A 25,090-nucleotide genomic window follows, 5' to 3' on the forward strand; every position below is an offset into this window, starting at 1 on the left:
GTGACCGGATCGGAACCACCGTCGGCCGACGGTGTCGAGTCGGATCTGCTCGCCGCGGTGGGCCAGATCCTCCGGCCGGACGGAGTGGTGGCAGGTGCGGGCTTTCTGGTGGCCGACGGCATCGTGGTCACCTGCGCACATGTCGTGCAAGCGGCCGGAGGTGGGCCGGAGGCGCAGGTTCTGCTGGCCTTCCCTCATGTGGAGGGCGCCGACGCAGTCGAGGGCCAGGTGCTGGGCGAGCAGTGGCGTGCCGCCGAGGCGGAGGACGTGGCGTTCATCCGGCTGAGCGGTACACCGGCCGGGGCCGTGACCTTGGCACTGGGCTCGGCGGAGGGCTGCCGCGGCCACCAGGTCCGCTCCTTCGGCTTCCCCGCCCAGGCCCCACCCGAGGGGCACTTCGGTTTCGGCGTGGCCGGCGATCTGCTGCCCGGTGTGGACGGCAGGAGCGCTCATCTGCAACTGACCGCCGCGAACGACCTCACCACCGGTTTCAGCGGCGGGCCCGTCCTCGACGAGGTGACGGGCCTCGTCATCGGCATGCTCACGGAGATCGCGGCGCCGGACGAGTTCGAGCGGGGGCAGGGCGTCGCGTACGTGACTCCGACGCAGGTCCTGCGCGAGATCCTGCCGGAACTGGCGGAACGCGAGGTGTGCCCGTACCGGGGGCTGGAGCCGTTCACGGCGGAGCACGCGCGGTGGTTCCAGGGCCGGGCCGAGGCGGTGCGCCAGGTCGTGGCGAACCTGGGCCGGCAGCGACGGCTGACGCTGCTGCTGGGCCCGTCCGGATCGGGCAAGTCGTCACTGATCCAGGCGGGTGTGTTGCGGGCGTTGGCGCGGGGCGAGGTACCGGGGAGCGATCGATGGCTGGCTGTGCTGGCGCGGCCCCGGCAGGACATGCTCGCCGAGATCGAACGGGCGGGATTGCCGGGTGCGAGCAGTGACGGCATCGTCGCGGCGGTCAACCGGAGGCTGGCGGCTGATCGTGCGGTCCAGCGCGTCCTGCTGGTCGTCGACCAGTTCGAGGAGCTCCTGGTGCAGACGACGAACGGGCGGCTGAGGGAGCTGCTCGCCCTCATCGACGAAGTCACCACGGCAGCCGACGCCTACACCAAGATCACCGTGATTCTGATCATGCGGGACGACTTCTATCCGCAACTGGCCGCGCTGGCACCGAGGTTGCTGGAGGCGGCGATGCCCGGACTGCTCAATGTGCCGGGCACCCTGAGCCAACAGGATCTGCACGACATCATCGTCCTGCCCGCCCTGGACGTGGGTCTCCGCTTCCAGCCCGGGCTGCCCGAGCAGATCATCAGCGACGTCCTGGACATCACGCCGGAGGCGTCCCTCACCCGCCAGGCGCCGGTCACCGTGCTGCCGCTGCTGGAGATGACGCTCAGCCAGCTGTGGCTCCGACGGAAGGACGGATTCCTCACCCATGAGGCGTACCGGCGCATCGGGGCGGTCAGCGGAAGCGTGACGACCTGGTGCGAGAGTGCCCTGCACGAGCTGGAGCCCGAGCAGCGGGTCATCGCTCAGCGTGCGCTGACGTCCCTGGTGCACCCCGCCGACCCCCGGCACAACGTCACAGCCGTCCGCAATCAGGTTCCCCTCGACGAACTGCGTGACCTGGCGGCGGATCCGAGCCGGTCGTCCCCTGGGGAGAGGGCCGCGGTGGATGCCGTCATCGCCGCTCTCACCCGCCGTCGCATCATCACCACACAGACGCTTCGGCCCCCGCAGCACCCCGACGCGCCGCCCGGCGAACCGGTGGCCGAGCTGATTCACGAGGCGCTCATCCGCGACTGGGGCGCGTTGCGGGAGTGGGTCGAGCAGGACCACCGTTTCCAGGAGTGGTTGGACCGTACACGTGAGCGACAAGGCCACTGGGCGAGCGAGACGGACCCGGGCGATCTGCTGGCCGGCACCGCGCTGGCGGAAGGTCTGGAGTGGTCGCGGAAGCGGAGGCTTCCGGCGGAGATCGGCGCGTACCTCGAGGCGAGCCGGGCGAAGCAGCGGGCGGCGATCCGGCGCACCAGGCGCGTGGTCGCCGTTCTGGCGGGGCTGCTGGTGCTGGCGTTGGTGGCGGTGGGCGGGGCGATCTGGCAATGGCGGACGGTCGTCGCGGAGCGGCAGGCCGCACGGTCCCGGCAGCTTGCCGCCGATTCCAGCGAACTCAGCTCCACGAATCCCGACCTGGCCTCGCTGTTGGCCGTGCAGGCGTACCGCACCGACCACACCTCCGAGGCTGTCGAGAGTCTGCGCGCCGCCGCGGCGCTGCCGAAGCACCGCCGCCTGACCGGGCACTCGAGCGAAGTGGACGCCGTGGCCTTCAGCCCGGACGGCACCACGCTGGCCTCCGCCGGAGCGGACGGGACGGTACGGCTCTGGGACCCGAAGTCCGCGAAGCCCCTGCACGTACTCAGGGGACACACCGGTGCGGTGACGGCCGTGGCCTTCAGCAGGGACGGCCGCACCCTGGCCACCGGCGGAGCGGACAAGACCGTACGTCTGTGGGACCTGCCGACGCGCACAACCCGCGTCGAACTCAAGGAGCACCTGGGCAACGTGATGTCGCTGGCCTACAGCCCGGACGGCAGCACGCTGGCGGTCGGCGACTCCGGGGGCGTGCACCTGCTGGACCCGGCCACGGGAGACACCCGAAGGACACTGGCAGGCGCGAGGCGTCTGGTCGCCTTCAGCAGCGACGGCCGCACCCTCGCCACGGTCGGCGCCGGCAGGACGGCGCGACTGTGGGACCCGCGAACGGGAAATCCCGGCATGGGACTCACCGGATTCTCGGACGATGTCGTGTCCCTGGCATTCAGCCGGGACGGCCGCACGCTCGCCACGGCGACCGCCGACGGCACCGCTCAGTTGAGGGACGCGACCACGGGCAAAGTCCGTACGACATTCGACGAGTGGGTGTCCTGGCTGGTCTACAGCCCGGACGGCACCACCTGCGCCACGGGCGACGGGGCCGTGCAGTTGCGCGACGCCGCCACCGGATCTTCGCGCGCGACCCTTGCCGGACATTCCAGCACCGTGCTGGGCGCGGCGTTCAGTCCGAACGGGCGCGTCCTCGCCACCGCGGGCAGCGACAGGACGGTACGTCTGTGGGACGCGACCGCCGGAACCAGCCGCTCCACACTCAGTGGGCACACCAAAGGGCTGTACTCGGTGCGGTTCAGCCCCAACGGCCGCATCATCGCCACCGCCAGTGCCGACAACACGGCGCGTCTGTGGGACATGGCGACCCGCAAGACCCGTTACAAGCTCACCGGCCACACCGGCGAGGTGAACGCCGTGGCCTTCAGCCCGGACGGCCGCACCCTCGCCACCGCCAGTGATGACCGCACCGTCCGTTTGTGGGACACAGCCACGGGAAAAGCGCGAGCCAGGCTGACTGGACATACGAAACGGGTGTATGCGGTGGCGTTCAGCCCCGACGGCCATACCCTTGCGTCCGGCGGGGAGGACCACAGTGTTCGCCTGTGGGACGCGGTCTCCGGCGCGCGCCGCGCTGTCCTCACCAAGCACAACGCCGACGTGGGGTCCCTCGCGTTCAGCCCTGACAGCCGCACCCTCGCGTCGGGCGGCACCGAATCCGCCGTGTGGTTCTGGGACGTCCCTCGTCGCATGGCCCGCGCCATGGTCAGCGGACCCGCCAGTGGGGTGAGAGAGCTGGCCTTCAGCCCTCCTGACGGTCGTACCCTCGCCATCGCCGGAAACAACGGAGTCGTCCAGCTCTTGGACGCGGCCACCGGCAGACTTCGCCGCGCCTTCAACGCGGACACCAGTGGGCTTTACGCACTGGCATACGCCCCCAACGGCCACACCCTCGCCACGGTCGGCTTTGAGACGGTGCAGTTGTGGGACACCGACCGGGCCAAGGGCCACACCTTGCCCGTGGCAGCCGCCGACGTGGTGTCGCTGGCGTTCAGCCCCGACGGCCGTACTCTCGCCACTGCCGGCACGACCGTCCAGCTCTGGAACATCACCACCTCCCTGAAGCCCGCCGAAGCCGTCGAGCAGATCTGCCGGTTCGTCCACCGCGACCTCACGGCCGACGAACGCGCGGCCTACCTCCCCGACACATCGGTCGGCCCTGTCTGCCCGAGCGGATGAAGGACGGCGGGGACGGATCCGCTCCGCCCCGCCGTCGGTCACCTCTCGAACAGCCGTTACGGCCGCAGCGCCGGCTCTCGCTCCACGTCGCGGACGTCCAGCTTCGAGTCGAACTTCGCCAGGGGCTTCGCCTGGGCCACCGCGGTGGACGAGACGCCCGCCCAGTCCAGGATCCGGGCCGTGGCGAGGGTCTTCTCGTCGGTGGTCAGGCCTGCCACGTTCGCGCCGTGGTTGAGGCCGGGGGCCGTGAAGACGTAGGAGTCGCGGGCGCCCTGGCCCAGGCGGAAGCGTTCCGCGCCCCACGGGTCGTTCTGGCCGTAGACGAAGAGCATGTGGTGGGCGTGGTGCTTCACCCAGGTGTCGACGTCGTGCATGGCCCGGGGCTGGAAGCGCATCTTGATGTCGCGCGGGACGAAGTTGCGCGGGGGCTGGTAGCCGTAGCGGATGTACTTCTTCTCGATGTGCGGGAAGCGGATGGTGGGCGCGCCGAGTTGGGTGCCCGCCTGGTAGTAGTACGGGGTGTACGGCTCGAGGCCCTGGTCCGTGTAGAACGAGAAGCCGGAGATCGTGTCGACCGACGTCCAGATCTCGTCGTCGGTGGCGGTGGCCGCGTTCGCCGGGATCGTGTCGCAGTCCGAGAGCAGGCTGTACTGCCAGAAGCCCCAGACGTAGTCGAGGACGACGGCCTCGTAGGCGCGGTCCAGGCTGCCGATGGTGGTGAAGGTGTAGCCGTTCTCCGCCGCGTAGGCCTCGTACTTCTTCTCCAGCGGCGCACGGCGCACGAGGGCCTCGCGCTGTACCGCGTTCAGGCGGTCGCGGCACTCCTTGGTGCCGACGGTGGCGAAGAAGCGGTCGTAGGCGGAGTCCTCGTCGTTGACGACGTCGTTGGGGGCGACGTAGGCCACCACGCCGTCCATGTCGCGGGGGTAGAAGCGCTCGTAGTAGGTCGCGGTCATCCCGCCCTTGGAGCCGCCCGTGGAGATCCAGTTCTTGGAGTAGATCTTCTTCAGCGCCGTGAAGATGCGGTGCTGGTCGCTCGCCGCCTGCCAGATGTCCAGCTTGGACCAGTCGGCCGGGTCGGGGCGGGAGGGAGTGAAGAAGCGGTACTCCATGGAGACCTGGTTGCCGTCGACGATCTGGGTCGGCTCACGGCGGCTGGGGGTGGTGGAGACGTTGTAGCCGCCGGTGTAGAAGACCGTGGGGCGGCTGACGTCCTTGTGCAGCACGGTGATCCGCTGCTGGAAGGTGCCGGCGGACGGGTGCCGGTGGTCGACCGGCTGGGTGTAGTTCAGGACGAAGTAGCGGTAGCCGGGGTACGGCTTCTCCTGGACCAGACTCATGCCCGGGACGGAGAGAAGCCGGTCCTTGATGTCCGTCGGCTCCGGTTCGGCGGCGGTGGCCGCGCCCGCCGTACTCAGCGTGCCTATGAGCACGGTGAGCGCCAGCAGCCATCTGAGCGCCTTGCGCATGCGCGTGCACCCTTCCCTGTGAGACAGATGTGAACCGGAAGGTATCCGGGTCAACACCCGTCGCACCAGGGGGCGTTGGTGGCTCAGGCGCGGGCGTGAGGGGTCAGCAGAGGATCCAGCCGGTGCTGACCGAGCCGGTGCCGACGGAGCCCTTCACCCGTACGCAGCGGTGTCCCGCGTGGGTCTGCACCGGTCCGATGCTGCGGGGGCGCACCCCTGCGGCGGGCACCGGGACCAGGCCGCGCGCCTGGACACTGACCGTCATGCGCCGGTCCGTGCCGGGGTTCTTCTGGAAGGTCATGGCGCAGACGGTGCCGTTGCGCTTGTAGACGTTCACATAGCCGGTGGTGAAGGTCAGGGTCCTCACCTTGCGTCCCTCGCAGTGCGCGGACGCGGCCCCGGCCTCGCCCGGCGCCGCGAGCGCCAGCACCCCGGCGGCGGTCAGCAGGGCCGTCCCGACCGCCAGCCGTCGCCTCAGCGCCCCCGGTTTGCCCGGCCCACCCCGCGCGTCTCTGCCCACGGTTCCCCGACCCCTCCCACGTTCGCCGTACGCGATGCCGTACACACACGTGTCGCACACGCGCTTGCCGTACTGATGTACGGACGCCCGAGACCCGCCGGAGGTTGCACGGACGTCAGCGGGACGCGCCGACGGGCTCCTCCGGTTCGGCCGCGCCGACGAAGGTCCGCCAGAGGCGGGCGTAGCGTCCGTCGAGGGCGAGGAGCTCGTCGTGGGTGCCGTCCTCGACGACCCGCCCGTGGTCCATGACGACCACCCGGTCCGCGCGGGCCGCCGTGGTCAGGCGGTGGGCGACGACGAGTGTCGTACGACGGCCCACCAGGCGGTCGGTGGCCTGGTTGACCTGGGCTTCCGTGGCGAGGTCCAGGGCGGCGGTGGCCTCGTCGAGGAGCAGGATGTCGGGGTCGACGAGCTCCGCGCGGGCGAGGGCGATCAGCTGGCGCTGGCCGGCGGAGAGGTTGCGGCCGCGTTCGGCGACCTCGTGCAGATAGCCGCCGTCGAGGGTCGCGATCATCTCGTGGGCGCCGACCGCCCGCGCGGCGGCCTCCACCTCGGCGTCCGTGGCGTCCGGGCGGCCGTAGGCGATCGCGTCGCGGACGGTGCCGGGGAAGAGGTACGCCTCCTGCGGGACGACCCCCAGACGGTGGCGGTACGAGGTGATGTCGAGCGTGCGCAGATCCGTGCCGTCGACCGTCACCCGGCCCGACGTCGGGTCGTAGAACCGGGCCACCAGCTTGACCAGGGTCGACTTCCCGGCGCCGGTCTCGCCGACGAAGGCGACGGTCTGTCCGGCGGGGACGCGCAGGTCGATGCCGCCGAGCGCCTCCTCCTCCGCGCCGTACGCGAAGCGCACGTCCTCGAAGGCGATCTCGCCGCGCAGGGTGGGGACGTCCAGCGGCTCGTCGGCCGACTTCGTGGAGGTCGGCTCCCGCAGCAGCTCCTGGATACGGCCCAGCGACACGGTCGCCTGCTGGTAGCCGTCGAAGACCTGGGACAGCTGCTGCACCGGGGCGAAGAACAGGTCGATGTAGAGCAGGTACGCGACCAGGGCGCCGGTCGTCAGCGTCGCCGCGTCCACCCGGCCCGCGCCCGCGATCAGCACGGCCGCGGCGGCCGCCGACGACAGCAGCTGTACGAAGGGGAAGTAGATCGATATCAGCCACTGGCCCCGGATCCGGGCCTGACGGTAGCTGTCGCTGCGTTCCGCGAAGCGCCGGCCGCCGTCGCCCTCGCGCCGGAAGGCCTGCACGATCCGCAGCCCGGACACCGACTCCTGGAGGTCGGCGTTGACGACCGACACCCGCTCACGAGCCAGTTCGTACGCCTTCACGCTCGCCTTGCGGAAGAAGTACGTGGCGACGATCAGCGGCGGCAGCGTCGCGAAGACGATCAGGGCCAGCTGAAGGTCGATCACCAGCAGGGCGACCATGATCCCGAAGAAGGTGACGACCGAGACGAAGGCCGTGACCAGGCCGGTCTGCAGGAAGGTGGAGAGGGCGTCGACGTCCGTGGTCATCCTCGTCATGATCCGGCCGGTCAGCTCGCGCTCGTAGTAGTCGAGCCCGAGGCGCTGGAGCTGGGCGAAGATCTTCAGCCGGAGGCTGTAGAGGACGCGTTCGCCGGTGCGGCCGGTCATCCGGGTCTCGCCGGTCTGGGCCGCCCACTGCACGGCCACCGCGAGCAGGGCGAGCAGCGACGCCGTCCAGACCGCGCCGAGCGCGAGCCGGCTGACGCCGTCGTCGATGCCGTGCCGGATCATGATCGGCAGCAGCAGGCCCATCCCGGCGTCCACGGCCACCAGACCGAGGCTGATCAGCAGCGGGGCGCCGAAGCCGCGCAGCAGCCGGCGCAGGCCGTACGACTCCTCGGCGGTGACCGCGCGGGACTCGTCCACGTCCGGGGTGTCGACGGCGGGCGGCAGCGCCTCCACCTGGGCGAGCAGCTCGGGCGTGGCCGGCATGCCCGCCAGCGCGGTGTCCTTGGGCTCCCGGTCGCCGGTCCACAAGCGGGGCGTGACCCCGCGCTCGGCGTCGAACTCGGCGTCCAGCTCGTCCCGTACGGAGGTGTCCTCGGCGGTCTCCACCCGCTGGGTGTGGCCGGGCGAGACGCCGCCCAGCTCGTCCGGGTCGGTGAGCAGACGCCGGTAGAGCGCCGAGCGCTCCTGGAGCTCCTCGTGGGTGCCGAGGTCGGCGAGCCGGCCCGCGTCGAGGACGGCGATGCGGTCGGCGAGGTTGAGGGTGGAGCGGCGGTGGGCTATCAGGAGGGTGGTGCGGCCCTCCATGACCTGCTTGAGCGCCTCGTGGATCTCGTGCTCCACGGCCGCGTCCACCGCCGAGGTCGCGTCGTCGAGGACCAGCAGCCGGGGGTCGGTGAGGATCGCGCGGGCGAGGGCGACACGCTGGCGCTGGCCGCCGGAGAGGGTCAGCCCGTGCTCGCCGACCGTGGTGTCGTAGCCGGCCGGCAGCTCGGCGATGAAACGGTCGGCCTGGGCGGCGCGGGCGGCGGTCTCGATCTGCTCGTCCGTCGCGTCGGGGCGGCCGTACGCGATGTTGGCGCGGACCGTGTCGGAGAAGAGGAAGGAGTCCTCCGGGACCAGGCCGATCGCGGCCCGCAGGGAGTCCTGGGTCAGCTCGCGGACGTCGTGGCCGCCGATCAGGACGGCACCGCGCGTCACGTCGTAGAAGCGCGGGAGGAGCAGGGAGACCGTCGACTTGCCGGAGCCGGAGGAGCCGACGACCGCGAGGGTCTCCCCCGGGCGGATCTCGAAGCTGAGCCCGTCGAGGACGGGGTGGTCGGCGTCGTAGCCGAAGGAGACGTCGTCGAACTCTACGGTCGCGGGCGCGTCGGCGGGCAGTTCCTTGGTGCCGTCCGTCATCGACGGCTCGGTGTCGATCAGCTCCAGGACGCGCTCGGTGCCGGCGCGGGCCTGCTGGCCGACCGTGAGGACCATCGCCAGCATGCGGACCGGGCCGACCAGCTGGGCGAGGTAGGTGGAGAACGCGACGAACGTGCCGAGCGTGATGTGACCGCGTACGGCGAGCCAGCCGCCGAGCGCCAGCATCGCGACCTGGCCGAGGGCGGGGACGGCCTGGAGGGCGGGGGTGTAACGCGAGTTCAGCCGGATGGTGCGCAGACGTCCCGCGAACAGCCGGCGGCCGACCTCGCGGAGCTTGCCGGTCTCCTGCTCCTCCTGCCCGAAGCCCTTCACCACGCGTACGCCGCTGACGGCCCCGTCGACCACGCCCGCGACGGCCGCCGCCTGCGCCTGGGCGTACCAGGTGGCGGGGTGGAGGCGGCTGCGGCTGCGCTTGGCGATCCACCACAGGGCCGGGGCGACCGCGAGGGCGACCAGGGTCAGGGGCAGGGACAGCCAGGCCATCACCACGAGGGAGATCACGAAGAGGGCGAGGTTCCCGATGGTCATCGGGAGCATGAACAGCAGGCCCTGGATCAGCTGGAGGTCGCTGGTGGCCCGGCCGACGACCTGGCCGGTCGACAGCTCGTCCTGACGGCGGCCGTCGAGGCGGGTGATCGTCTCGAACATCTCCGTGCGGAGGTCGTGCTGGACGTCGAGGGCGAGGCGGCCGCCGTAGTAGCGGCGGACGTAGGTGGAGGCGTAGACGAGCAGGGCGGCGACGATCAGCAGGCCCGCCCAGGGGGCCATGTCGCGGGTGTGGGCACCGATGACGTCGTCGATGATCACCTTGGTGGCCAGGGGGACGAGGGCCATCACCGCCATGCCGGCGAGGGAGGAGCCGAGGGCCAGGACTACGTCCTGGGGGTATCTCCAGGCGTACCCCGCCAGTCGCCGTGCCCAGCCCCGCTGCGGTGTCACGCTGGTGCCCTCCGTTCGTCCTGTTCTGCCGGAAGACACCAACGTCGGCGGGGCGGGATTTCATCCCGCCTTAACAATTGGGGGGTGCGGTCCTGTGGCGGGTGCGGCGCCGTCGTGGCTGGTCGCGCAGTTCCCCGCGCCCCTTACGTGCGCTGCCCGAACGGTGTCAGACCCTTACCCGCAAGTAATAGAACCGGGTCGTCTGAGCGGTGTTCTGGTTGTCGTCGCTGACCAGGAGGACCTTGTACGCGCCCTTCGCGCGGCCCGTGACGACCATGCCCTCGATGTTGTCCAGGAGGGGGTTCGGCTGGGGCTGTCTGGCGGTTGCTCCCAGTGACGGGCAGGTCACGAGGTCGGCGAGGAGGGTCTTCTTGATCAGGCGGACGTCCTGCTGTCCGGTGAGGGTGTCGACGGCGCTCGTGTCGGTGGCGTGGCGGGGGTCGGCCAGGTAGAGGCGGACCGTGTTGCCGACGCCGGAGGTGAAGCCGCGTTCGAGGACGAGGAGGCGGCCGTCGCGGAGGGCCTGGATCTCGGGGACGCCGAGGAAGGGCGCGTCGGTGCGGTAGGCGTACTGCGCCGACCATGCGAAGTGGTCGCCCTTGGTGCGCCGCCAGGTCTGGAAGCGGACGGTCCCGGCGGTGTCACCGGCGATCGCGTACTCCATCGAGGCGAGGAGGGTACGGCCGCCGGGGAGGAGCGTCAGGCCCTCGAAGGTCTGGTTGGTGGTGGCGCGGCCGGCCGGGGCGACGAGGAGGGAGGCGGGGACCGGGAGGCGGTCGAGGATCTTGCCGTCGGCGCGGTAGCGGCGGATGGACGGCTCGGTCTCGGAGGTGATCAGCCGGGTGCCGTCCCGGTCGATCACCAGGCCCTCGGAGTCGAGCGCGGCGCCGTTCTCGTCGGCGAGCGGGACCGCCTTCTTCGGGGCGAGGGTGCGGGCGTCCAGGTCGAAGAGGGTGGAACGGTCGGAGAGGGCGACGAGGGAGCCGTCCCGGTCCGGCGCAAGGGCGGAGAAGTTCCCGACGAAGGTGCCGTCGTACGTCGTCTTGTCGAGGGCGTCGGAGAAGCGGTCGAGGGAGACCGTGGGCGAACAGGCGTGGGCGGCCGGGGCGTTGGCATGCGCGGGCCCGGCGGCGGTGAGGGTGGCGGCCGCCGCCAGGCCGGCGGTGAAGGTGGCGAGTACGGTTCGCAGGCGCATGGACGTCACCGTAGGACGGGTCGGTGACGTGCGGGGGGCGAGCCGTTGAAGAGCTGGTCCAGGTCACCTCTAGGACGCGGCGAGGTCCTTGTGGATGACCTTGGCGACGCCCTGGATGGTCGTGATGCCGTAGTTCATCGTGCTGTTGCCGTGGGTGAGGACGGTGATCATGTAGTCGTGGCCGCCGCCCTTGAAGGTGCCGACGCTGTGGACGCGCCAGCCGTGCGTGGCCCGGGAGAGCCAGCCGTTCTTGACGTGCCAGGTGACGCCCGCGGGGCGGCCGTAGGGGGTGCCCCAGCGCTGCGAGGAGATGACCTTGCCCATCAGCGTGCTGATGTAGTTGCGCGAGGCGGTGGTGAGGACCGAGTTCGAGGCGGTGATCAGCTTGAGCAGCTTCTGCTCGTCGGTCACCGTGATCTGGGTCAGGCCCCAGTAGCCGTTCGCGCCCGGCTTGGTCTGGGTCATCCCGGCGGCGGCCAGGAAACCCTTGATCTTCGTCATGCCGAGCTGCCGCCACAGGGTGGAGGTGGAGGTGTTGTCCGACTGGGTGATCATCTTGGTGGCGAGCGACTTCTCGGTGCTGGTGAGCGCGCGGTTCGTCTTCTGCGCGTCCCACAGCAGGGTGGCGAGGACGGTCACCTTGACGACACTGGCGGAGTCGTAGGCGGTGGAGGCCCGCAGGGTGCAGGTCGTCTTGGTGAAACGGTCGTAGAGCCCGACCGCGATGGTGCCCTTGCGGTTGGCGAGGGCGGCCGTGATGTCCCTCTTCAGTTTGCTGGCGAGGGCCGCCTTGCTGGACGTGCAGCTGACGGTGGGTGTGACGGCCGTGGCGGGCGCGGCGGTGGCCACGCCGGTGATGAGGACGCCGGTACCGAGGGCGGTGGCTGCCAGCACCCTTCTGCTTCTGGGAGTCCGGTGAGTCATGCCCAGTTGACTCACCAGTTCGGGCGAATGGTTGTACGAGTCGCCGGGATTGGGCAAAGCGTGGACAACCCGTTACCGGGTCCTGTGTGTCTTCACAGGCTGCGGCCAGGTCCGGCACAGCGGCCGCCCACAACCGACGTACAGCATGCGAAGGGTGACATCTGCCACCGATCCACTCCCCCCGCACGAGACCGTGTCCCCCGACTGGCCGCCGCCGACGCCGTCCGAGACGGCCCCCGCGGCGCCCCCACCGGACAAGGCGCCACGCTGGTCCCTGCCCGCGCTGATCGCGATCCTCGTCCTGGCGGCGGTGCTCTACGGCTGGAACCTGTCGGGCAACAGCCTCAACAGCTTCTACAGCGCCGCCGTCTACAGCGGTACGAAGAGCTGGGAGGCGTGGTTCTTCGGCTCGCTCGACGCCGGGAACTTCATCACGGTCGACAAGCCGCCGTTCGCGCTCATGGTGATGGGCCTGTCCTGCCGGATCTTCGGTTTCGGCACCTGGCAGATGATGGCGCCGGAGATCGGCGCGGCGCTGGGCACGATCTGGATCCTGCACTCCTCCGTGAAGCGGGTGTTCGGGCATGCCGCGGCCACCGTCGCCGCCCTCGTGCTCGCGCTGACGCCCATCACGGTCGCCATCAACCGCGACAACAACCCCGACACCATCCTGGTGCTGCTGATGGTGGCGGGCGCGGCCCTCGGGCTGCGCGCCACGCGCGACGAGAAGCTGCTGCCGCTGATCGGCTCGGCGGTGTGCTTCGGGCTCGCCTTCAACACCAAGATGCTCCAGGGCTACATCGCCCTGCCGGCCGTCTTCGCCGTGTACGTGTACGCCTCGAAGGCGGGCTGGAAGAAGAAGGCCGTCAACCTGGCCCTCGCGGCCGTGGCGCTCGCCGTCTCCAGCTTCTGGTGGGCGACCGCCGTGTCCCTCGTCCCCGCCGACGACCGGCCGTACATCGGTGGTTCGACCGACGGCAGCGCCTGGGACCTGATCATGGGCTACAACGGCCTGGGCCGCGTCCTCGGCGGCGAGGGCAACGGCGGCGGCGGCGGCGGTGGAGGCGGCACCTTCGCCGGAACCGCGGGCATCGGGCGGATGTTCAACGACGTCCTCGGCGGGCAGATCTCCTGGCTGATCCCCTTCTCGGGCATCGCTCTCGTGGCCGGGCTCGTGCTGTGCGGGCGCACCCCGCGCACCGACCTCACGCGGGCCGCGCTCGTCCTGTGGGGCGGCTGGACCATGCTGCACTACTTCACCTTCGCCCTCGCCGAGGGCACCATGCACCCCTACTACACGACCGCGCTCGCCCCGGGCATCGCGGCGCTCACCGGGGGCGGCGGGGTCATGCTGTGGCGCGCCTTCCGCGGCGGTGACGTCCGCTGGTCGTGGGTGCTGCCCGCGGGGCTGGCCGTGACCGGCATCTGGGCGATCGTGCTGCTGCGCCGGGCCACCGGCTGGAACACCTGGCTGTGGCCGGTCGTCGGTGCGGTCATGGTCCTCGCGATCGTGGGTCTGGCCGTGCTGCGCTCCGCGAGCTCCGGCACCCGGCTCAGGCTGCTCGGCGCGTCCGTCGCCGCGGCGGTCGTGGCGGCCCTCGCCGGTCCCACGGCGTACGCGGCCTCGCCGGCCTTCGGCAGCTCCAGCGGCATGATGGGCGGCACCAACCCGACCGCGGGCCCCTCCACCGGGGGCGGCATGGGCGGTCCCGGCGGCGGTGGCGGCCGGGGCGGCTTCGGCGGCGGCAACGGGGGCGGCACCGGGGGTCCCGGCGGGCAGACGCCCGGCGGCACCCAGCAGGGCGGTAGCCAGCAGGGCGGTAGCCAGCAGGGCGGCGGCCAGGCGAGCGGCGAGTTCCCCGGCGGCGGCAACGGCGAGCTTCCCCAGGGCGGCGGCGCTCCCAGCGGTGCGCCGGGCGGGGGCCAGGGCGGCCAACAGGGCGGTATGAACGGGGAGTTCCCCGGCGGCGGCCAGGCCGGCGGCGAGAACGGCTCCGCTTCGGGCGGCGCGCCCGGCGGCAGCAGCGGTGGCCCCGGTGGCGGGGGCATGGGTGGCGGCGGCGGTATGGGCGGTGGCGGCATGGGCGGCGCCGACAGCGAGCTCATCTCGTACCTGGAGAAGCACCAGGACGGCGCCACCTGGCTGATCGCGGTGTCCAACTCGCAGAGCGCGGGCCAGATGATCCTGAGCACCGGCAAGCCCGTCATCTCGATGTTCGGCTTCACCGGCTCGGACAACGCGATGACCCTGGCCAGGCTCAAGGAGCTGGTGAAGAAGGGCGAGCTGCACTACATCCAGCTCGGCGGCGGCATGGGGATGGGCGGCAACAACAGCCAGAACCAGGAGCTGACCACCTGGGTGCAGCAGCACGGGACGGCGGTGAAGGAGAGCGAGTACAGCTCCGACTCGTCGTCGAGCTCTTCCGACTCGTCGAGCTCGTCCAGCTCCTCGATCTACCGGCTGGATCCGTCCGACGTGAGCTGACCTGAGCCGGCCTGAGTCGGCCTGAGCCGACCGGTACGGCACCAACGGCCCCTGACATCCCGTCAGGGGCCGTTTTCGTATGTTCACACACGGTCAACTCGCGTAGACAAGGGGCGTTTTGCCGTTTCCGGTCACCGAATGGACACGCACGGTCCATTTACATGGCCGCATGTGCATGTCACGCTCCCGATTGCCGCCTCCAATCAACCCGCGTAGATCGGACACCCCACATGCTGGCGACACGCATCCGCCGAGGGAAGTCGGTGGCGCTTGCCACCGCTGCCGTCCTGGTCGGCCTCACCGCGCCCGCGCTCACCGCGACCCCCGCCGCGGCGACGACGACGGCGTACGACTCGACGTACTACAAGAACGCGGTCGGCAAGACGGGTACGAGCCTGAAGTCGTCCCTCCACACGATCATCAGCGCCAACGTCTCGAAGATCTCGTACTCCGCGGTCTGGGACGCGCTGAAGGTCACCGACCAGGACCCGAACAACACCAGCAACGTGCTCCTGCTGTACAGCGGTGTCTCGCGCAGCAAGTCCCTCAACGGAGGCGACGTCGGCGACTGGAACCGCGAGCACACCTGGGCCAAGTCCCACGGCGACTTCGGCGAGGCGATCGGCCCCGGCACCGACCTGCACCACCTGCGCGCCTGCGACGTCCAGGTCAACAGCACGCGCGGCAACCTGGACTTCGACAACGGCGGCAGCGCGGTCACCAACGGCGGCGGCAGCACCGTCGACTCCGACTCCTTCGCACCGCGCGCGGCGGACCGCGGCGACGTGGCCCGCATGATCCTCTACATGGCGGTCCGTTACGACGGCGGCGACGGCTTCGCCGACCTGGAGCCCAACGAGAACGTCAACAACGGCTCCAACCCCTACATGGGCAAGCTCTCGGTCCTCAAGGCCTGGAACGAGGCGGACCCGCCGAGCGCCTTCGAGGAGCGCCGCAACCAGGTCATCTACGACACCTACCAGCACAACCGCAACCCGTTCATCGACCACCCGGAGTGGGTCGAGGCGATCTGGTAGGACACGGCGGCCCATAGCCCCACCCCATAGCCCCACCACAGGGCCCTCCCGGAGTGTTCCCGGGAGGGCCCTGTGTCATGGGCGACTTGGTGGATCATGGTCATGATGATCGCCAGGGCCGGCGTGGGAGCGGGGAGGACGAACCAGTGGGCTACTGCCTGGAGATGAGCACCGGTGACATGCGAGGCGTGATCCGGCTGCTCACCGCGGTGGAGCGGACACAGGAGCAGGAGCGGATGCTCGCCATCGTGCGCGAGCGGTGCGAGAAGACCGACGCACGGCTGCGGGAGGAGGGCGTCGACCTGCGGGTGTCGGTCGTCCGGGCGCTGGAGGAACTCGTCGAGGGCGGCCCGCCCGGCGCGGAGCTCTGCCCGGCGTACACGTACGCCTTCCGGGAGGCCGTGGCCCCGCACTTCTCCGACACCACCGACCTCGGGGTGTGGCACCGGCCGTCCTGGTTCTACGCGCTGGACACCGAACTCGCGCGGCACGGCGTCCCCTCGGAGGTCCTGCCCGCGACCTACCTCTTCAGCGGACCGCCGCTGCGGCTGCCGCACCCCGGTGACGCGATCCCGCAGATCGGGGTGCTGCCGGCCCAGCGGGCGGCGCTGCTGGCGGAGGCGTACGAGAGGGTGCTGAACCGGCTGGACCGCGAGTTCACGGAGACGGCGGGGAGGTTGGCCGACCTGATGCGGTTCGAGGCGGAGGAGTGGGAGACGGCACGGCGGCTGGGGCGCAGGGACGACACGATCTTCTTCTGGTTCAGCTGATACGACCGCTGATACGACCGCTGATACGACTAGTTACCTCACACCGGTGATGTGGATCTTCCGGTCGGGCATGTCGCGGGGCGGGCCGCGAGCATGGAGATCATGACGCTTCGCACTTGGTCCCTAGCGGCCGCACTCGCCCTGACCGCGCTCGCCCTGCCCGCCCAGACCGCCACCGCGGCGGCCGTCCCGACCTGCTCCGACGGCTCGGTCTGCTTCTACAGCGGCGAGAACTTCAGCGGCAGCAGCTGGGAGTGGACGTCCCGCAGCGGCTACCGCGACATGCCCCCGTCCCTCCACGACCACGTCGGCTCGTTCGTGGCCTCCACCCGCGCCTGTTTCATCAACTGGGGCCCGGTCGAGAAGCGCGACGTCTTCAACGGCGACTGGCGCTCCCGCTACCAGGGCGACTTCGGCGGCCGTATCGACGGGGTGGGCGCGGGGGCCTGCTGACGCGTGGGTCCGCCGGGACGTCAGCCGACGTCCCGGCGGAGTTCGTAGCGGGCCCTTCGGGCGACGGGTGTGAAGCCGAGGCGCCGGAAGAGGGTGGCGGACGCGGGATTGTTCAGGTTGACGTCGAGGAAGACCTCGGGCTCGCCGGTGTCCCGCATACGGGTCAGGGCGGTGACCGCGAGCGCGCGGCCGAGGCCACGGTGGCGCCAGGGCGGAACCGTGCCCACCTGGATCAGGAAGTCCCGCGCGCAGGTGACGAAGCCGAGTGCGGAGCCGTCGGCGGAGCGGGCCAGTAGGGAGTACGGAGGGCGGAAGTCGTCGTCTCCCGCCGTCCAGTCGATCCAGTGGTCCTGGGACCAGCCGGGAAAGCCGGGTCGGTCGGCGAACGACGAGGCGTAGGCCTCGAAGAAGTCCACCCGGTTCGTGTCGTTCCACTCCTCGACCTCGACCCCGGCCGGAAACACCGCCTCGGGGAAGGGGGCTCGCAGGTCGCGGCGCATGACGTCCTCCGCGAACGTCCGGTGGAGGCCCCGTGAGGTGAACAGGACGTCGGCTTCGGGTGTCAGGGACTCCGTCTCCACTCGGAATGCGTCGGCTCGGCGCCGGGCCGTCTCCAGGAGGCGGTCGAGAAGCGCGGTGCCGTGCCCCCGGCCGCGATGGGACGGATCCACCTGGCCTGTCACCACCGTCGACCCGCCCGTTCCACGGACGGAGCCGGAGGCGGTCAACAGGCCGTCCTGGAAGGCGCCGACGGCGGTCACGCCCTCGCCGGCGTACCGCCTTCCGAGGAAACCGGGTGAGGTGGTGGCCGGGAGTCCGCCGTCCACAGCCGCGCAGCGGACGGCGAGGTCCACGACGGCCGGTACGTCCGCTTCCGAGAGCTCAGCCCATTCCATGCCCCCCAGGATGCCTCAGCCGAGATGCGTGGGCGCGAACATCCGCAGCAGGGCCGGGAGTACGACCACCGACGGGCCCGGCGCCGACAGGGCCTTGGCCAGGTCCTGTTCCAGGGTTTCCGGGGACGTCAGCAGTGCCGGGACCCCGAAGGACTCGGCGAGGGCGACGTAGTCCGGGCGGGTCAGTTCCGTCGCGGTCGTGGCGCCGAACGCGTCGGTCATGTACTCGCGGAGGATGCCGTAGCCGCCGTCGTCGACGACGAGCCAGGTGACCGGGAGGTCGTACTGCTTCGCCGTCGCCAGTTCGGCGATCGAGTAGAGGGCGCCGCCGTCGCCGGAGACCGCCAGGACCGGGCGGGTCGGGTCGGCGGCGGCCGCGCCGAGGGCCGCCGGGAAGGCGTAGCCGAGGCCGCCCGCGCCCTGCGCGGAGTGCATGGAGTTGGGGGCCTTGGGGTCGAAGGCGGACCAGGCCCAGTAGGACAGGATCGTCATGTCCCAGAAGGACGGGGCGTCGGCGGGGAGGGCCTTGCGGATCGACCTCAGCAGGTCCTGCTCCAGGGTGAGGTCCTGGGCGGCGATGCGTTCCGCGACACGGTCCAGCAGGGCCCGTACGCGCGCCGGGGCCTCCGGGTCCGCGCGTCGGGTCACCGTCTCCAGCAGGGCCTGGAGGGCCAGGCGGGCGTCGGCGTGGATGCCGAGGGCCGGATGGTTGGACTCCAGTTTGCCGAGGTCGGCCTCGATCTGGATCACCCGGCCGCGCGGCTTGAAGGTGTGGTAGTTCGAGGAGAGTTCGCCCAGGCCCGAGCCGATCACCAGCAGGACGTCGGCGTCCTCCAGGAAGTCCGTGGTGTGCCGGTCCTCCAGCCAGGACTGGAGCGAGAGCGGGTGCGTCCAGGGGAAGGCGCCCTTGCCGCCGAAGGTCGTGACGACGGGGGCGGCGAGCCGCTCCGCCAGCTGCCGCAGCTTGCCGGAGGCGTCCGCCCGCACCACTCCCCCGCCCGCGATGATCGCCGGCCGCTCGGCCCGCGACAACAAGTCGGCCGCCACGGCCGTCAGTTCGGGGCGGGGCGGCAGGTCCTCGGGGAAGGCGTCGACGCCGGTCACCACGGGGATCGCCGTCTCCGCGAGCAGCACGTCCTGGGGGATCTCCACCCACACCGGGCCGTGCGGGGCGGTCAGCGCCGACGTCCAGGCCGCCGCGACGGCCGAGGGGATCTGTGACGCGGTGCGGACCGTGTGGACCGACTTCACCACGCCCCGGAAGGACGCCGACTGGTCCGGGAGTTCGTGCAGATAGCCACGACGGCCGCCGCCCAGTCCCGCCGTCGGGATCTGGCTGCTGATCGCCAGCACGGGCGCCGAGGCGGCGGCCGCCTCGTGCAGCGCCGCGAGCGAGGTCAGCGCGCCCGGGCCGGTCGACAGCAGCAGCGGGGCGGCCTCCCCGGTGATCCTGCCGTAGCCGTCCGCCGCGAAGCCCGCGTTGTTCTCCACCCGCAGGCCGACATACCGCAGGGAGGAGCGGCGCAGCGCGTCGAACACGCCCAGCGCGTGCTGGCCGGGCAGCCCGAACACCGTGGTCGCGCCGAGCGCGGCCAGGGTCTCCACGACGAGGTCTCCGCCGATGCGGCCGAGCGGCGGGTTGAGCGCGGCCTCCGTCTGCGCGGCGGTCGGGCGGAGCACCAGGTCGTGGTCGTGGGTCACTGCGCGCGAGCCTCCGCGATCTGCCGGGACATGATGGTCGTCAGTTCGTACGCCGTGTGGGACGCGGCCACCGACGTGATCTCCGCGTGATCGTACGCGGGCGCCACCTCGACGACATCGGCGGAGACCAGGTTGCAGGAGGCGAGTCCGCGCAGGATCTCCAGGAGCTCGCGGGAGGTCATGCCGCCGGCCTCGGGGGTGCCGGTGCCGGGCGCGTGCGCCGGGTCCAGGCAGTCGATGTCGATGGAGATGTACAGCGGCCGGTCGCCGATGCGCTGCCGGAGCTGGTCGGCGACCTCGTCGGCGCCGCGCCGGTAGATGTCCGCCGAGGTGACGATGCCGAAGCCCATCTTCTCGTCGTCGGTGAGGTCCTGCTTGCCGTACAGGGGACCGCGGGTGCCGACGTGCGAGAGGGCCTCGGTGTCGAGGATGCCCTCCTCCACCGCCCGCCGGAACGGCGTGCCGTGCGTGTACTCGGCCCCGAAGTAGGTGTCCCAGGTGTCCAGGTGGGCGTCGAAGTGCAGCAGCGCGACCGGGCCGTGCTTCTTCGCCACGGACCGCAGCAGGGGCAGCGCGATGGTGTGGTCGCCGCCCAGGGTCATCAGCCGGGCGCCGGTGCCGAGCAGCTCGTCCGCCGCCGCCTCGACCGTCTCGACGGCCTCGTTGATGTGGAACGGGTTCACGGCGATGTCGCCGGCGTCCGCGACCTGCGCGAGGGCGAAGGGGGAGGCGTCCTGCGCGGGGTTGTAGGGGCGCAGCAGCCGGGACGCCTCACGGATCGCGTTGCCGCCGAAGCGGGCGCCCGGCCGGTACGAGACACCCGAGTCGAACGGCACACCCACCACGGCCACGTCGGCCCGGCCGACCTCGTCGAGGCGGGGCAGCCGGGCGAAGGTCGCGGGCCCGGCGTACCGCGGGATGCGGGAGGAGTCGACGGGTCCGCGAGGCGTGTCGTTGCCGCTCATGGTCACAGGCCTTCTTTCTGGGGGGTGCCTCCACGGTAGGTGGCCGGCCGGCGGCTGCGAAGCGTACGTTTCCTCCATACGGAGTCCAGGAAATGGAGGGAACGCACACCATGCCCGAGAAGCCCGCGTTTCCCCTCACCCCGCCGGTCCCGCTGGCCGCGCTGCTGGCCCGTGAGGACCTGGCCCTGCGGCAGATCGCCGGGCCCGCCGACCCCGGCACGGTCCTGCACGGGGCGCACACCTCGGAGATGGCCGACCCGTACCCGTATCTGCTGGGCGGTGAGCTGCTGCTGACGGCAGGCGTCCACATCCCGGAGGCGGCTGGATCGGGCGCCTACTTCGACGACTACGTGGCCCGGATCGTGGCGGGGGGCGGCGCGGCCCTCGGCTTCGGTGTGGCGCCGGTGCACCACACCGTCCCGCCCGCCCTGATCGCGGCCTGCGACACCCACGGCCTCCCCCTGGTCGAGGTCCCGCCCCGCACGACGTTCGCGGCCGTGGCCCGCGCGGTCTGGCAGCTCATGGAGCGGGCCCGGACGGCCGAACTGCGCCGTGTGACGGAGGCCCAGCAGAGCCTCGCCGCGGCCGCCGCCCGCCCCGACCCGGTCCCGTCCGTCCTGCGCCGGCTGGCCGCGCGGATCCGGGGCAGGGCGGTCCTGTACGGCCCGGAGGGCACCGAGATCGCGACGGCGGGTACGGCCGCGGACCCCGACGGCTCCCTGTCCGCCCTCGCCCACCAGCTCACCGCCCGCGGCTCCACCACCGCCAGCGCCACCACCCCCACGGGCGCCCACCTCACGGCCTACGCCCTGGGCAACGACTTCGTCCTGACCGTCGCCACCCCGACCCGCGAACCGGGCGACCACACCATCGCCTCCGTCGCGGCGGTCCTCCTGACTCTCCTCACGAGCACCCAGGAGACGGGCTCGGCAACGGCCCGCACCTCGGCCCTGGTACGCCTGCTCCTGGGGTCGACACCGGAGGAGGTGACCCCTCTGCTGGACACGGGCGACCGATGGCTAGTAGTACACGCCTCACCTTCCAGCCAAGGGGAGCATCCCAACCCAGGGGCGCGGGGCCCTGTCGATATGCGGCTCCGCCGCGGGGCGCGACAAGCCCCCACGCACCCGCACCCGCCGGACCAGCTCTCCGCCACCACACTGGGCGCATCCCTCGGCTCCCCCTTGGTCGACCTCCGATCCGACGTGGTACGCATCCTCGTACCAGCCGACCACCCACCGGAACCCCACCCCGACTGGACCCTCGGCGTAAGCGACGAGGTACCCGCACAACACCTCGCCACCGCCGACGCCCAAGCGGCCCGCGCCCTGGCCCGCGCCCGAGCGACCCGCACCCCCCTCGTCCGCCACACCCCCCACAGACCCTTCGCCTCGCTGTTCCCCCCGGAGGACGCCCGCACCCTCCTCGCCCCCCTCACCGGCACCCCCGCCCTGAAGGAAACCCTGCGCACCTGGCTCTCCCTGCACGGCAGCTGGGACAGAACCGCGGTCGCCCTCTCCGTGCACCGCAACACGGTCCGCCAGCGCATCGCCCGCTGCGCGACCCTGCTGGGGACGGATCTGGACGACCCGGACGTCCGGGCGGAGCTGTGGTTCGCCCTGCGCGTGATCGACCAGTGACGCACGTCCCAGCGCCCGGAACGGTGACGACGGCCACAGTCCGCTGCCCCACAATGGGAACCATGCCGATACCCGGGACCCCCAGCCGCGCCGAACTCGTCGACCACCTCGTCAGAACCCGTATCGCGGGTGAGGTCGCCACGCCGCGCGAGAACAACCTCTCCCACTACCGCCAGCTCGCGAACGGCAACCGCAGCTACTGGTTCGGTCTGGAACTCGGCGACCGCTGGACGGACGAGCAGGACGTGCTCGCGGTGATGGCGGAGCGGGTGGGCGTCAACGACGACGCCGAGCACCGCTACGGCCAGGACACCATCGACCCGGAGCTGACCGTGGACGGTCTGGACCGGCTGGCCGCGCGGCTGCGCAAGGCCGCCGAGGACCGGCAGCGGGTGCTGTTCGCGACCGGTCACCCGGGCGGTCTGCTGGACGTGCACCACGAGACCTCCGCCGCGCTGCGGGCGGCCGGCTGCGAGATCGTGGTGATCCCGGACGGGCTGCAGACGGACGAGGGGTACGTCTGGCAGGTCGCGGGGGTGGCGGTGCTGGAGCACGGGGCGACCCTGTGGCACACGCACTCGGGCGCGCCGATGAAGGCGATCCTGACCGCGCTGGAGCGGGCGGGCCGCCCGCTGCCCGACCTGGTGGTCGCCGACCACGGCTGGGCCGGGTACGCGGGGCAGCACGGCGTGGACTCGGTCGGGTACGCCGACTGCAACGACCCGGCGCTGTTCATCGCGGAGGCCGAGGGGACCGTACAGGTGGCGGTCCCCCTCGACGACCATGTGCCGACCCCGCGCCACTACGACCCGATGGTCGCGTACCTGCTGGCGGAGGCCGGCCTCAAGGAAGGCTAGGGCTTGTCGGCCCTGGGGACGCGGACCACGCCCTCCTGGATCACCGAGACCGCGAGCCGTCCGTCCTGCGTGTAGATGCGGGCCTGGCCGAGGCCGCGCCCGCCGGACGCGGACGGCGACTCCTGGTCGTAGAGCAGCCACTCGTCGGCGCGGAACGGGCGGTGGAACCACATCGCGTGGTCCAGAGAGGCCCCGACGACGTCCCCGACGGCCCAGCCGCCGCGCCCGTGCGCGAGCAGGATGGAGTCGAGGAGGGTCATGTCGGAGACATAGGTGGCGAGGACGACGTGCAGCAGCGGTGCGTCGATGGCGCCGTCGAGCTTGCCGTTGGTGCGGAACCAGACCTGGCTGTGCGGTTCGCGCGGCTCGCCGAACCTGCCGTAGGGCGGGTCGTCGACGTACCGCAGGTCGATCGCCTCGCGGGCCTCGAGGAACCGTTCGACGATCGCGGGGTCGAGATGGTCGTAGCCGCGCAGCCGTTCCTGTCCGGTGGGGACCGTCTCGGGGTCGGGGGCGGGCGGCATGGGGGCCTGGTGGTCGAGGCCCTCCTCGTACGACTGGAAGGACGCCGACAGCGCGAAGATCGGCCGGCCGTGCTGGACGGCGACCGCGCGGCGGGTCGTGAAGGAGCGGCCGTCGCGGATCCGCTCGACGTTGTAGACGATGGGCGCGCCCGGGTCGCCCATGCGCAGGAAGTACGCGTGCAGGGAGTGGGCGTGCCGGTCGGCGGGGACCGTACGCCCTGCGGCGACCAGCGCCTGCGCCGCCACCTGTCCCCCGAAGACCCGGGGGACGACGGCGGAGCGGGACCGGCCGCGGAAGATGTTCTCCTCGATCTGCTCGAGGTCGAGCAGATCGAGGAGACCCTGAAGTGCCTGGTTCATGGCTTCCAGTTGTAGCGGCCGGTAATTGCCGGGACCTTACAGACCCATGTCCTTCGCGATGATCGACTTCATGATCTCGCTGGTGCCGCCGTAGATCCGGTTGACGCGGTTGTCGGCGTACAGACGGGCGATCGGGTACTCGTTCATGAAGCCGTAGCCGCCGTGCAGCTGGAGGCAGCGGTCGATGACGCGGTGGGCGACCTCGGTGGTGAACAGCTTGGCGGAGGCGGCCTCGGCGGCGGTCAGCTCGCCGGCGTCCAGGGCCTCGGTGGCGCGGTCCACGACGGCCTCGGCGGCGTCCACCTCGGCCTGGCAGGCGGCCAGCTCGAACTTGGTGTTCTGGAACGACGCGACGGTCTGGCCGAAGACGGTGCGCTCCTTGACGTAGTCCTTGGCGAACCGGACGGCGGCCCTGGCCTGGGCGTAGGCACCGTAGGCGATGCCCCAGCGCTCGGAGGCCAGGTTGTGGCCGAGGTAGTAGAAGCCCTTGTTCTCCTCGCCGAGGAGGTCCTCGACGGGGACCTTGACGTCGACGAACGCCAGCTCGGCGGTGTCGGAGGTCTTCAGGCCGAGCTTGTCGAGCTTGCGGCCGACGGAGTAGCCCTCGGCCTTGGTGTCGACGACGAAGAGGGAGATGCCGTGGCGGCGGTCCTCGGCGGTCGGCGCGGAGGTGCGGGCGCAGACGATCATGCGGTCGGCGTGGACGCCGCCGGTGATGAAGGTCTTGGCGCCGTTGAGGACGTAGTGCGTGCCGTCCTCGGAGAGCTTGGCGGTGGTGCGCATGCCGGCGAGGTCGGAGCCGGTGCCCGGCTCGGTCATCGCGATGGCCCACATCTCCTCGCCGGAGACGAACTTCGGCAGGAAGCGCTTCTTCTGCTCGTCGGTGGCGAGGAGCTTGATGTACGGCAGGCCGAGCAGGACGTGCACGCCGGAGCCGCCGAAGGTGATGCCGGCGCGGGCGGTCTCCTCGTAGAGGATGGCCTCGAACTTGTACGAGTCGATGCCGGCGCCGCCGTACTCCTCGTCGACGCGGATGCCGAAGACGCCCAGCTCGGCGAGCTTGTAGTAGAAGTCGCGCGGCGCCTGGCCGGCCTCGAGCCACGCGTCGTAGACGGGGACGACCTCGGCCTCGATGAAGGCCCGGAGGGTCTCCCGGAACGCCTCGTGATCCTCGTTGAACACCGTACGGCGCACCGCCGCCACCTCCACCTGGCTCAAAGGGTCCATATCTAAGCGCTTGCTCAGATGATTACCGTACCGGTGGGTAGGGAGAGGAGTCCAGAGCCTTCGGGGCAGAGCACCCGTAACGCTCGTCACGCCGACAGGCTAGCCCC

The 25,090-nt window shown here is 71.2% G+C and carries 17 protein-coding genes; 7 read left to right on the top strand and 10 right to left on the bottom strand.

What is annotated here, in order from left to right; all coding sequences use genetic code 11:
* The gene (locus tag ABZ464_RS17265) at window positions 1-4,125 is read left to right on the top strand and encodes a trypsin-like peptidase domain-containing protein (protein WP_359277272.1); all 4,125 of its coding nucleotides are present in this window, start codon (window positions 1-3) and stop codon (window positions 4,123-4,125) included.
* Between the two features lie 56 nt (window positions 4,126-4,181).
* Here the strand turns inward: ABZ464_RS17265 and ABZ464_RS17270 are convergent, their stop codons facing one another.
* The 5 genes from ABZ464_RS17270 to ABZ464_RS17290 form a co-directional block, all read right to left on the bottom strand.
* On the bottom strand, window positions 4,182-5,594 hold the full coding sequence (locus ABZ464_RS17270) for a S28 family serine protease (protein ID WP_359277275.1): 1,413 nt from the start codon (window positions 5,592-5,594) through the stop codon (window positions 4,182-4,184).
* A gap of 103 nt (window positions 5,595-5,697) precedes the next feature.
* The gene (locus ABZ464_RS17275) at window positions 5,698-6,114 is read right to left on the bottom strand and encodes a hypothetical protein (RefSeq protein ID WP_359277279.1); all 417 of its coding nucleotides are present in this window, start codon (window positions 6,112-6,114) and stop codon (window positions 5,698-5,700) included.
* Window positions 6,115-6,229: 115 nt separating this feature from the next.
* Complete coding sequence (locus tag ABZ464_RS17280) at window positions 6,230-9,949, bottom strand: ABC transporter ATP-binding protein (RefSeq protein ID WP_359277282.1); 3,720 nt, start codon at window positions 9,947-9,949, stop codon at window positions 6,230-6,232.
* 166 nt (window positions 9,950-10,115) lie between these two features.
* Complete coding sequence (locus ABZ464_RS17285; RefSeq protein WP_359277285.1) at window positions 10,116-11,144, bottom strand: esterase-like activity of phytase family protein; 1,029 nt, start codon at window positions 11,142-11,144, stop codon at window positions 10,116-10,118.
* A gap of 69 nt (window positions 11,145-11,213) precedes the next feature.
* Complete coding sequence (locus ABZ464_RS17290) at window positions 11,214-12,068, bottom strand: serine hydrolase (RefSeq protein WP_359277288.1); 855 nt, start codon at window positions 12,066-12,068, stop codon at window positions 11,214-11,216.
* Window positions 12,069-12,222: 154 nt separating this feature from the next.
* Here ABZ464_RS17290 and ABZ464_RS17295 point away from each other — a divergent pair, with 154 nt between their 5' ends.
* The 4 genes from ABZ464_RS17295 (at window position 12,223) to ABZ464_RS17310 (ending at window position 16,813) form a co-directional block, all read left to right on the top strand.
* Window positions 12,223-14,553 (top strand): glycosyltransferase family 39 protein, encoded by a 2,331-nt coding sequence (locus tag ABZ464_RS17295; protein ID WP_359277290.1) that lies wholly within the window; start codon window positions 12,223-12,225, stop codon window positions 14,551-14,553.
* A 230-nt stretch (window positions 14,554-14,783) separates the two neighbouring features.
* On the top strand, window positions 14,784-15,590 hold the full coding sequence (locus tag ABZ464_RS17300) for an endonuclease (protein WP_359277293.1): 807 nt from the start codon (window positions 14,784-14,786) through the stop codon (window positions 15,588-15,590).
* A gap of 164 nt (window positions 15,591-15,754) precedes the next feature.
* The gene (locus tag ABZ464_RS17305) at window positions 15,755-16,360 is read left to right on the top strand and encodes a hypothetical protein (protein WP_359277295.1); all 606 of its coding nucleotides are present in this window, start codon (window positions 15,755-15,757) and stop codon (window positions 16,358-16,360) included.
* Window positions 16,361-16,462: 102 nt separating this feature from the next.
* The gene (locus ABZ464_RS17310) at window positions 16,463-16,813 is read left to right on the top strand and encodes a peptidase inhibitor family I36 protein (RefSeq protein ID WP_359277298.1); all 351 of its coding nucleotides are present in this window, start codon (window positions 16,463-16,465) and stop codon (window positions 16,811-16,813) included.
* A 20-nt stretch (window positions 16,814-16,833) separates the two neighbouring features.
* On the opposite strand, the gene ABZ464_RS17315 is transcribed toward ABZ464_RS17310, so the two are convergent.
* Genes ABZ464_RS17315 through speB form a run of 3 tightly spaced genes read right to left on the bottom strand, consistent with a single transcriptional unit; the run spans window position 16,834 to window position 20,375 of the window.
* The gene (locus tag ABZ464_RS17315; protein ID WP_359277302.1) at window positions 16,834-17,709 is read right to left on the bottom strand and encodes a GNAT family N-acetyltransferase; all 876 of its coding nucleotides are present in this window, start codon (window positions 17,707-17,709) and stop codon (window positions 16,834-16,836) included.
* A gap of 15 nt (window positions 17,710-17,724) precedes the next feature.
* A complete protein-coding gene (locus ABZ464_RS17320; RefSeq protein ID WP_359277305.1) occupies window positions 17,725-19,410 on the bottom strand; it encodes a thiamine pyrophosphate-binding protein in 1,686 nt (561 codons plus the stop codon).
* Window positions 19,407-20,375 carry an agmatinase gene (gene speB, locus ABZ464_RS17325; protein ID WP_359277308.1) on the bottom strand — a complete coding sequence of 323 codons (969 nt, stop codon included), beginning with the start codon at window positions 20,373-20,375 and terminating at the stop codon, window positions 19,407-19,409. The genes ABZ464_RS17320 and speB overlap by 4 nt, the downstream gene beginning before the upstream one ends.
* Window positions 20,376-20,485: 110 nt before the next feature.
* Here speB and ABZ464_RS17330 point away from each other — a divergent pair, with 110 nt between their 5' ends.
* On the top strand, window positions 20,486-22,015 hold the full coding sequence (locus ABZ464_RS17330) for a helix-turn-helix domain-containing protein (RefSeq protein WP_359277311.1): 1,530 nt from the start codon (window positions 20,486-20,488) through the stop codon (window positions 22,013-22,015).
* A gap of 62 nt (window positions 22,016-22,077) precedes the next feature.
* Window positions 22,078-22,872, top strand: coding sequence for a phosphatase (locus tag ABZ464_RS17335; RefSeq protein WP_359277314.1), 795 nt, complete (start codon window positions 22,078-22,080; stop codon window positions 22,870-22,872).
* On the opposite strand, the gene ABZ464_RS17340 is transcribed toward ABZ464_RS17335, so the two are convergent.
* Entirely contained in the window at window positions 22,869-23,756 is an 888-nt protein-coding gene (locus ABZ464_RS17340; RefSeq protein ID WP_359277316.1) for an acyl-CoA thioesterase II, read from the bottom strand. The genes ABZ464_RS17335 and ABZ464_RS17340 overlap by 4 nt on opposite strands.
* 36 nt (window positions 23,757-23,792) lie before the next feature.
* The gene (locus ABZ464_RS17345; protein WP_359002721.1) at window positions 23,793-24,950 is read right to left on the bottom strand and encodes an acyl-CoA dehydrogenase family protein; all 1,158 of its coding nucleotides are present in this window, start codon (window positions 24,948-24,950) and stop codon (window positions 23,793-23,795) included.
* Window positions 24,951-25,090: the final 140 nt, after the last annotated feature.

It is taken from the genome of Streptomyces sp. NPDC005820, assembly GCF_040630255.1.
GTDB lineage: Bacteria > Actinomycetota > Actinomycetes > Streptomycetales > Streptomycetaceae > Streptomyces.

Coding starts and splice junctions, on each gene's coding strand:
- ABZ464_RS17315 (WP_359277302.1), bottom strand. CDS start 17,709: ATGGAATGGGCTGAGCTCTCGGAAGCGGACGTACCGGCCGTCGTGGAC.
- ABZ464_RS17310 (WP_359277298.1), top strand. CDS start 16,463: ATGACGCTTCGCACTTGGTCCCTAGCGGCCGCACTCGCCCTGACCGCG.
- speB (WP_359277308.1), bottom strand. CDS start 20,375: ATGAGCGGCAACGACACGCCTCGCGGACCCGTCGACTCCTCCCGCATC.
- ABZ464_RS17330 (WP_359277311.1), top strand. CDS start 20,486: ATGCCCGAGAAGCCCGCGTTTCCCCTCACCCCGCCGGTCCCGCTGGCC.
- ABZ464_RS17290 (WP_359277288.1), bottom strand. CDS start 12,068: ATGACTCACCGGACTCCCAGAAGCAGAAGGGTGCTGGCAGCCACCGCC.
- ABZ464_RS17285 (WP_359277285.1), bottom strand. CDS start 11,144: ATGCGCCTGCGAACCGTACTCGCCACCTTCACCGCCGGCCTGGCGGCG.
- ABZ464_RS17305 (WP_359277295.1), top strand. CDS start 15,755: ATGAGCACCGGTGACATGCGAGGCGTGATCCGGCTGCTCACCGCGGTG.
- ABZ464_RS17270 (WP_359277275.1), bottom strand. CDS start 5,594: ATGCGCAAGGCGCTCAGATGGCTGCTGGCGCTCACCGTGCTCATAGGC.
- ABZ464_RS17300 (WP_359277293.1), top strand. CDS start 14,784: ATGCTGGCGACACGCATCCGCCGAGGGAAGTCGGTGGCGCTTGCCACC.
- ABZ464_RS17340 (WP_359277316.1), bottom strand. CDS start 23,756: ATGAACCAGGCACTTCAGGGTCTCCTCGATCTGCTCGACCTCGAGCAG.
- ABZ464_RS17335 (WP_359277314.1), top strand. CDS start 22,078: ATGCCGATACCCGGGACCCCCAGCCGCGCCGAACTCGTCGACCACCTC.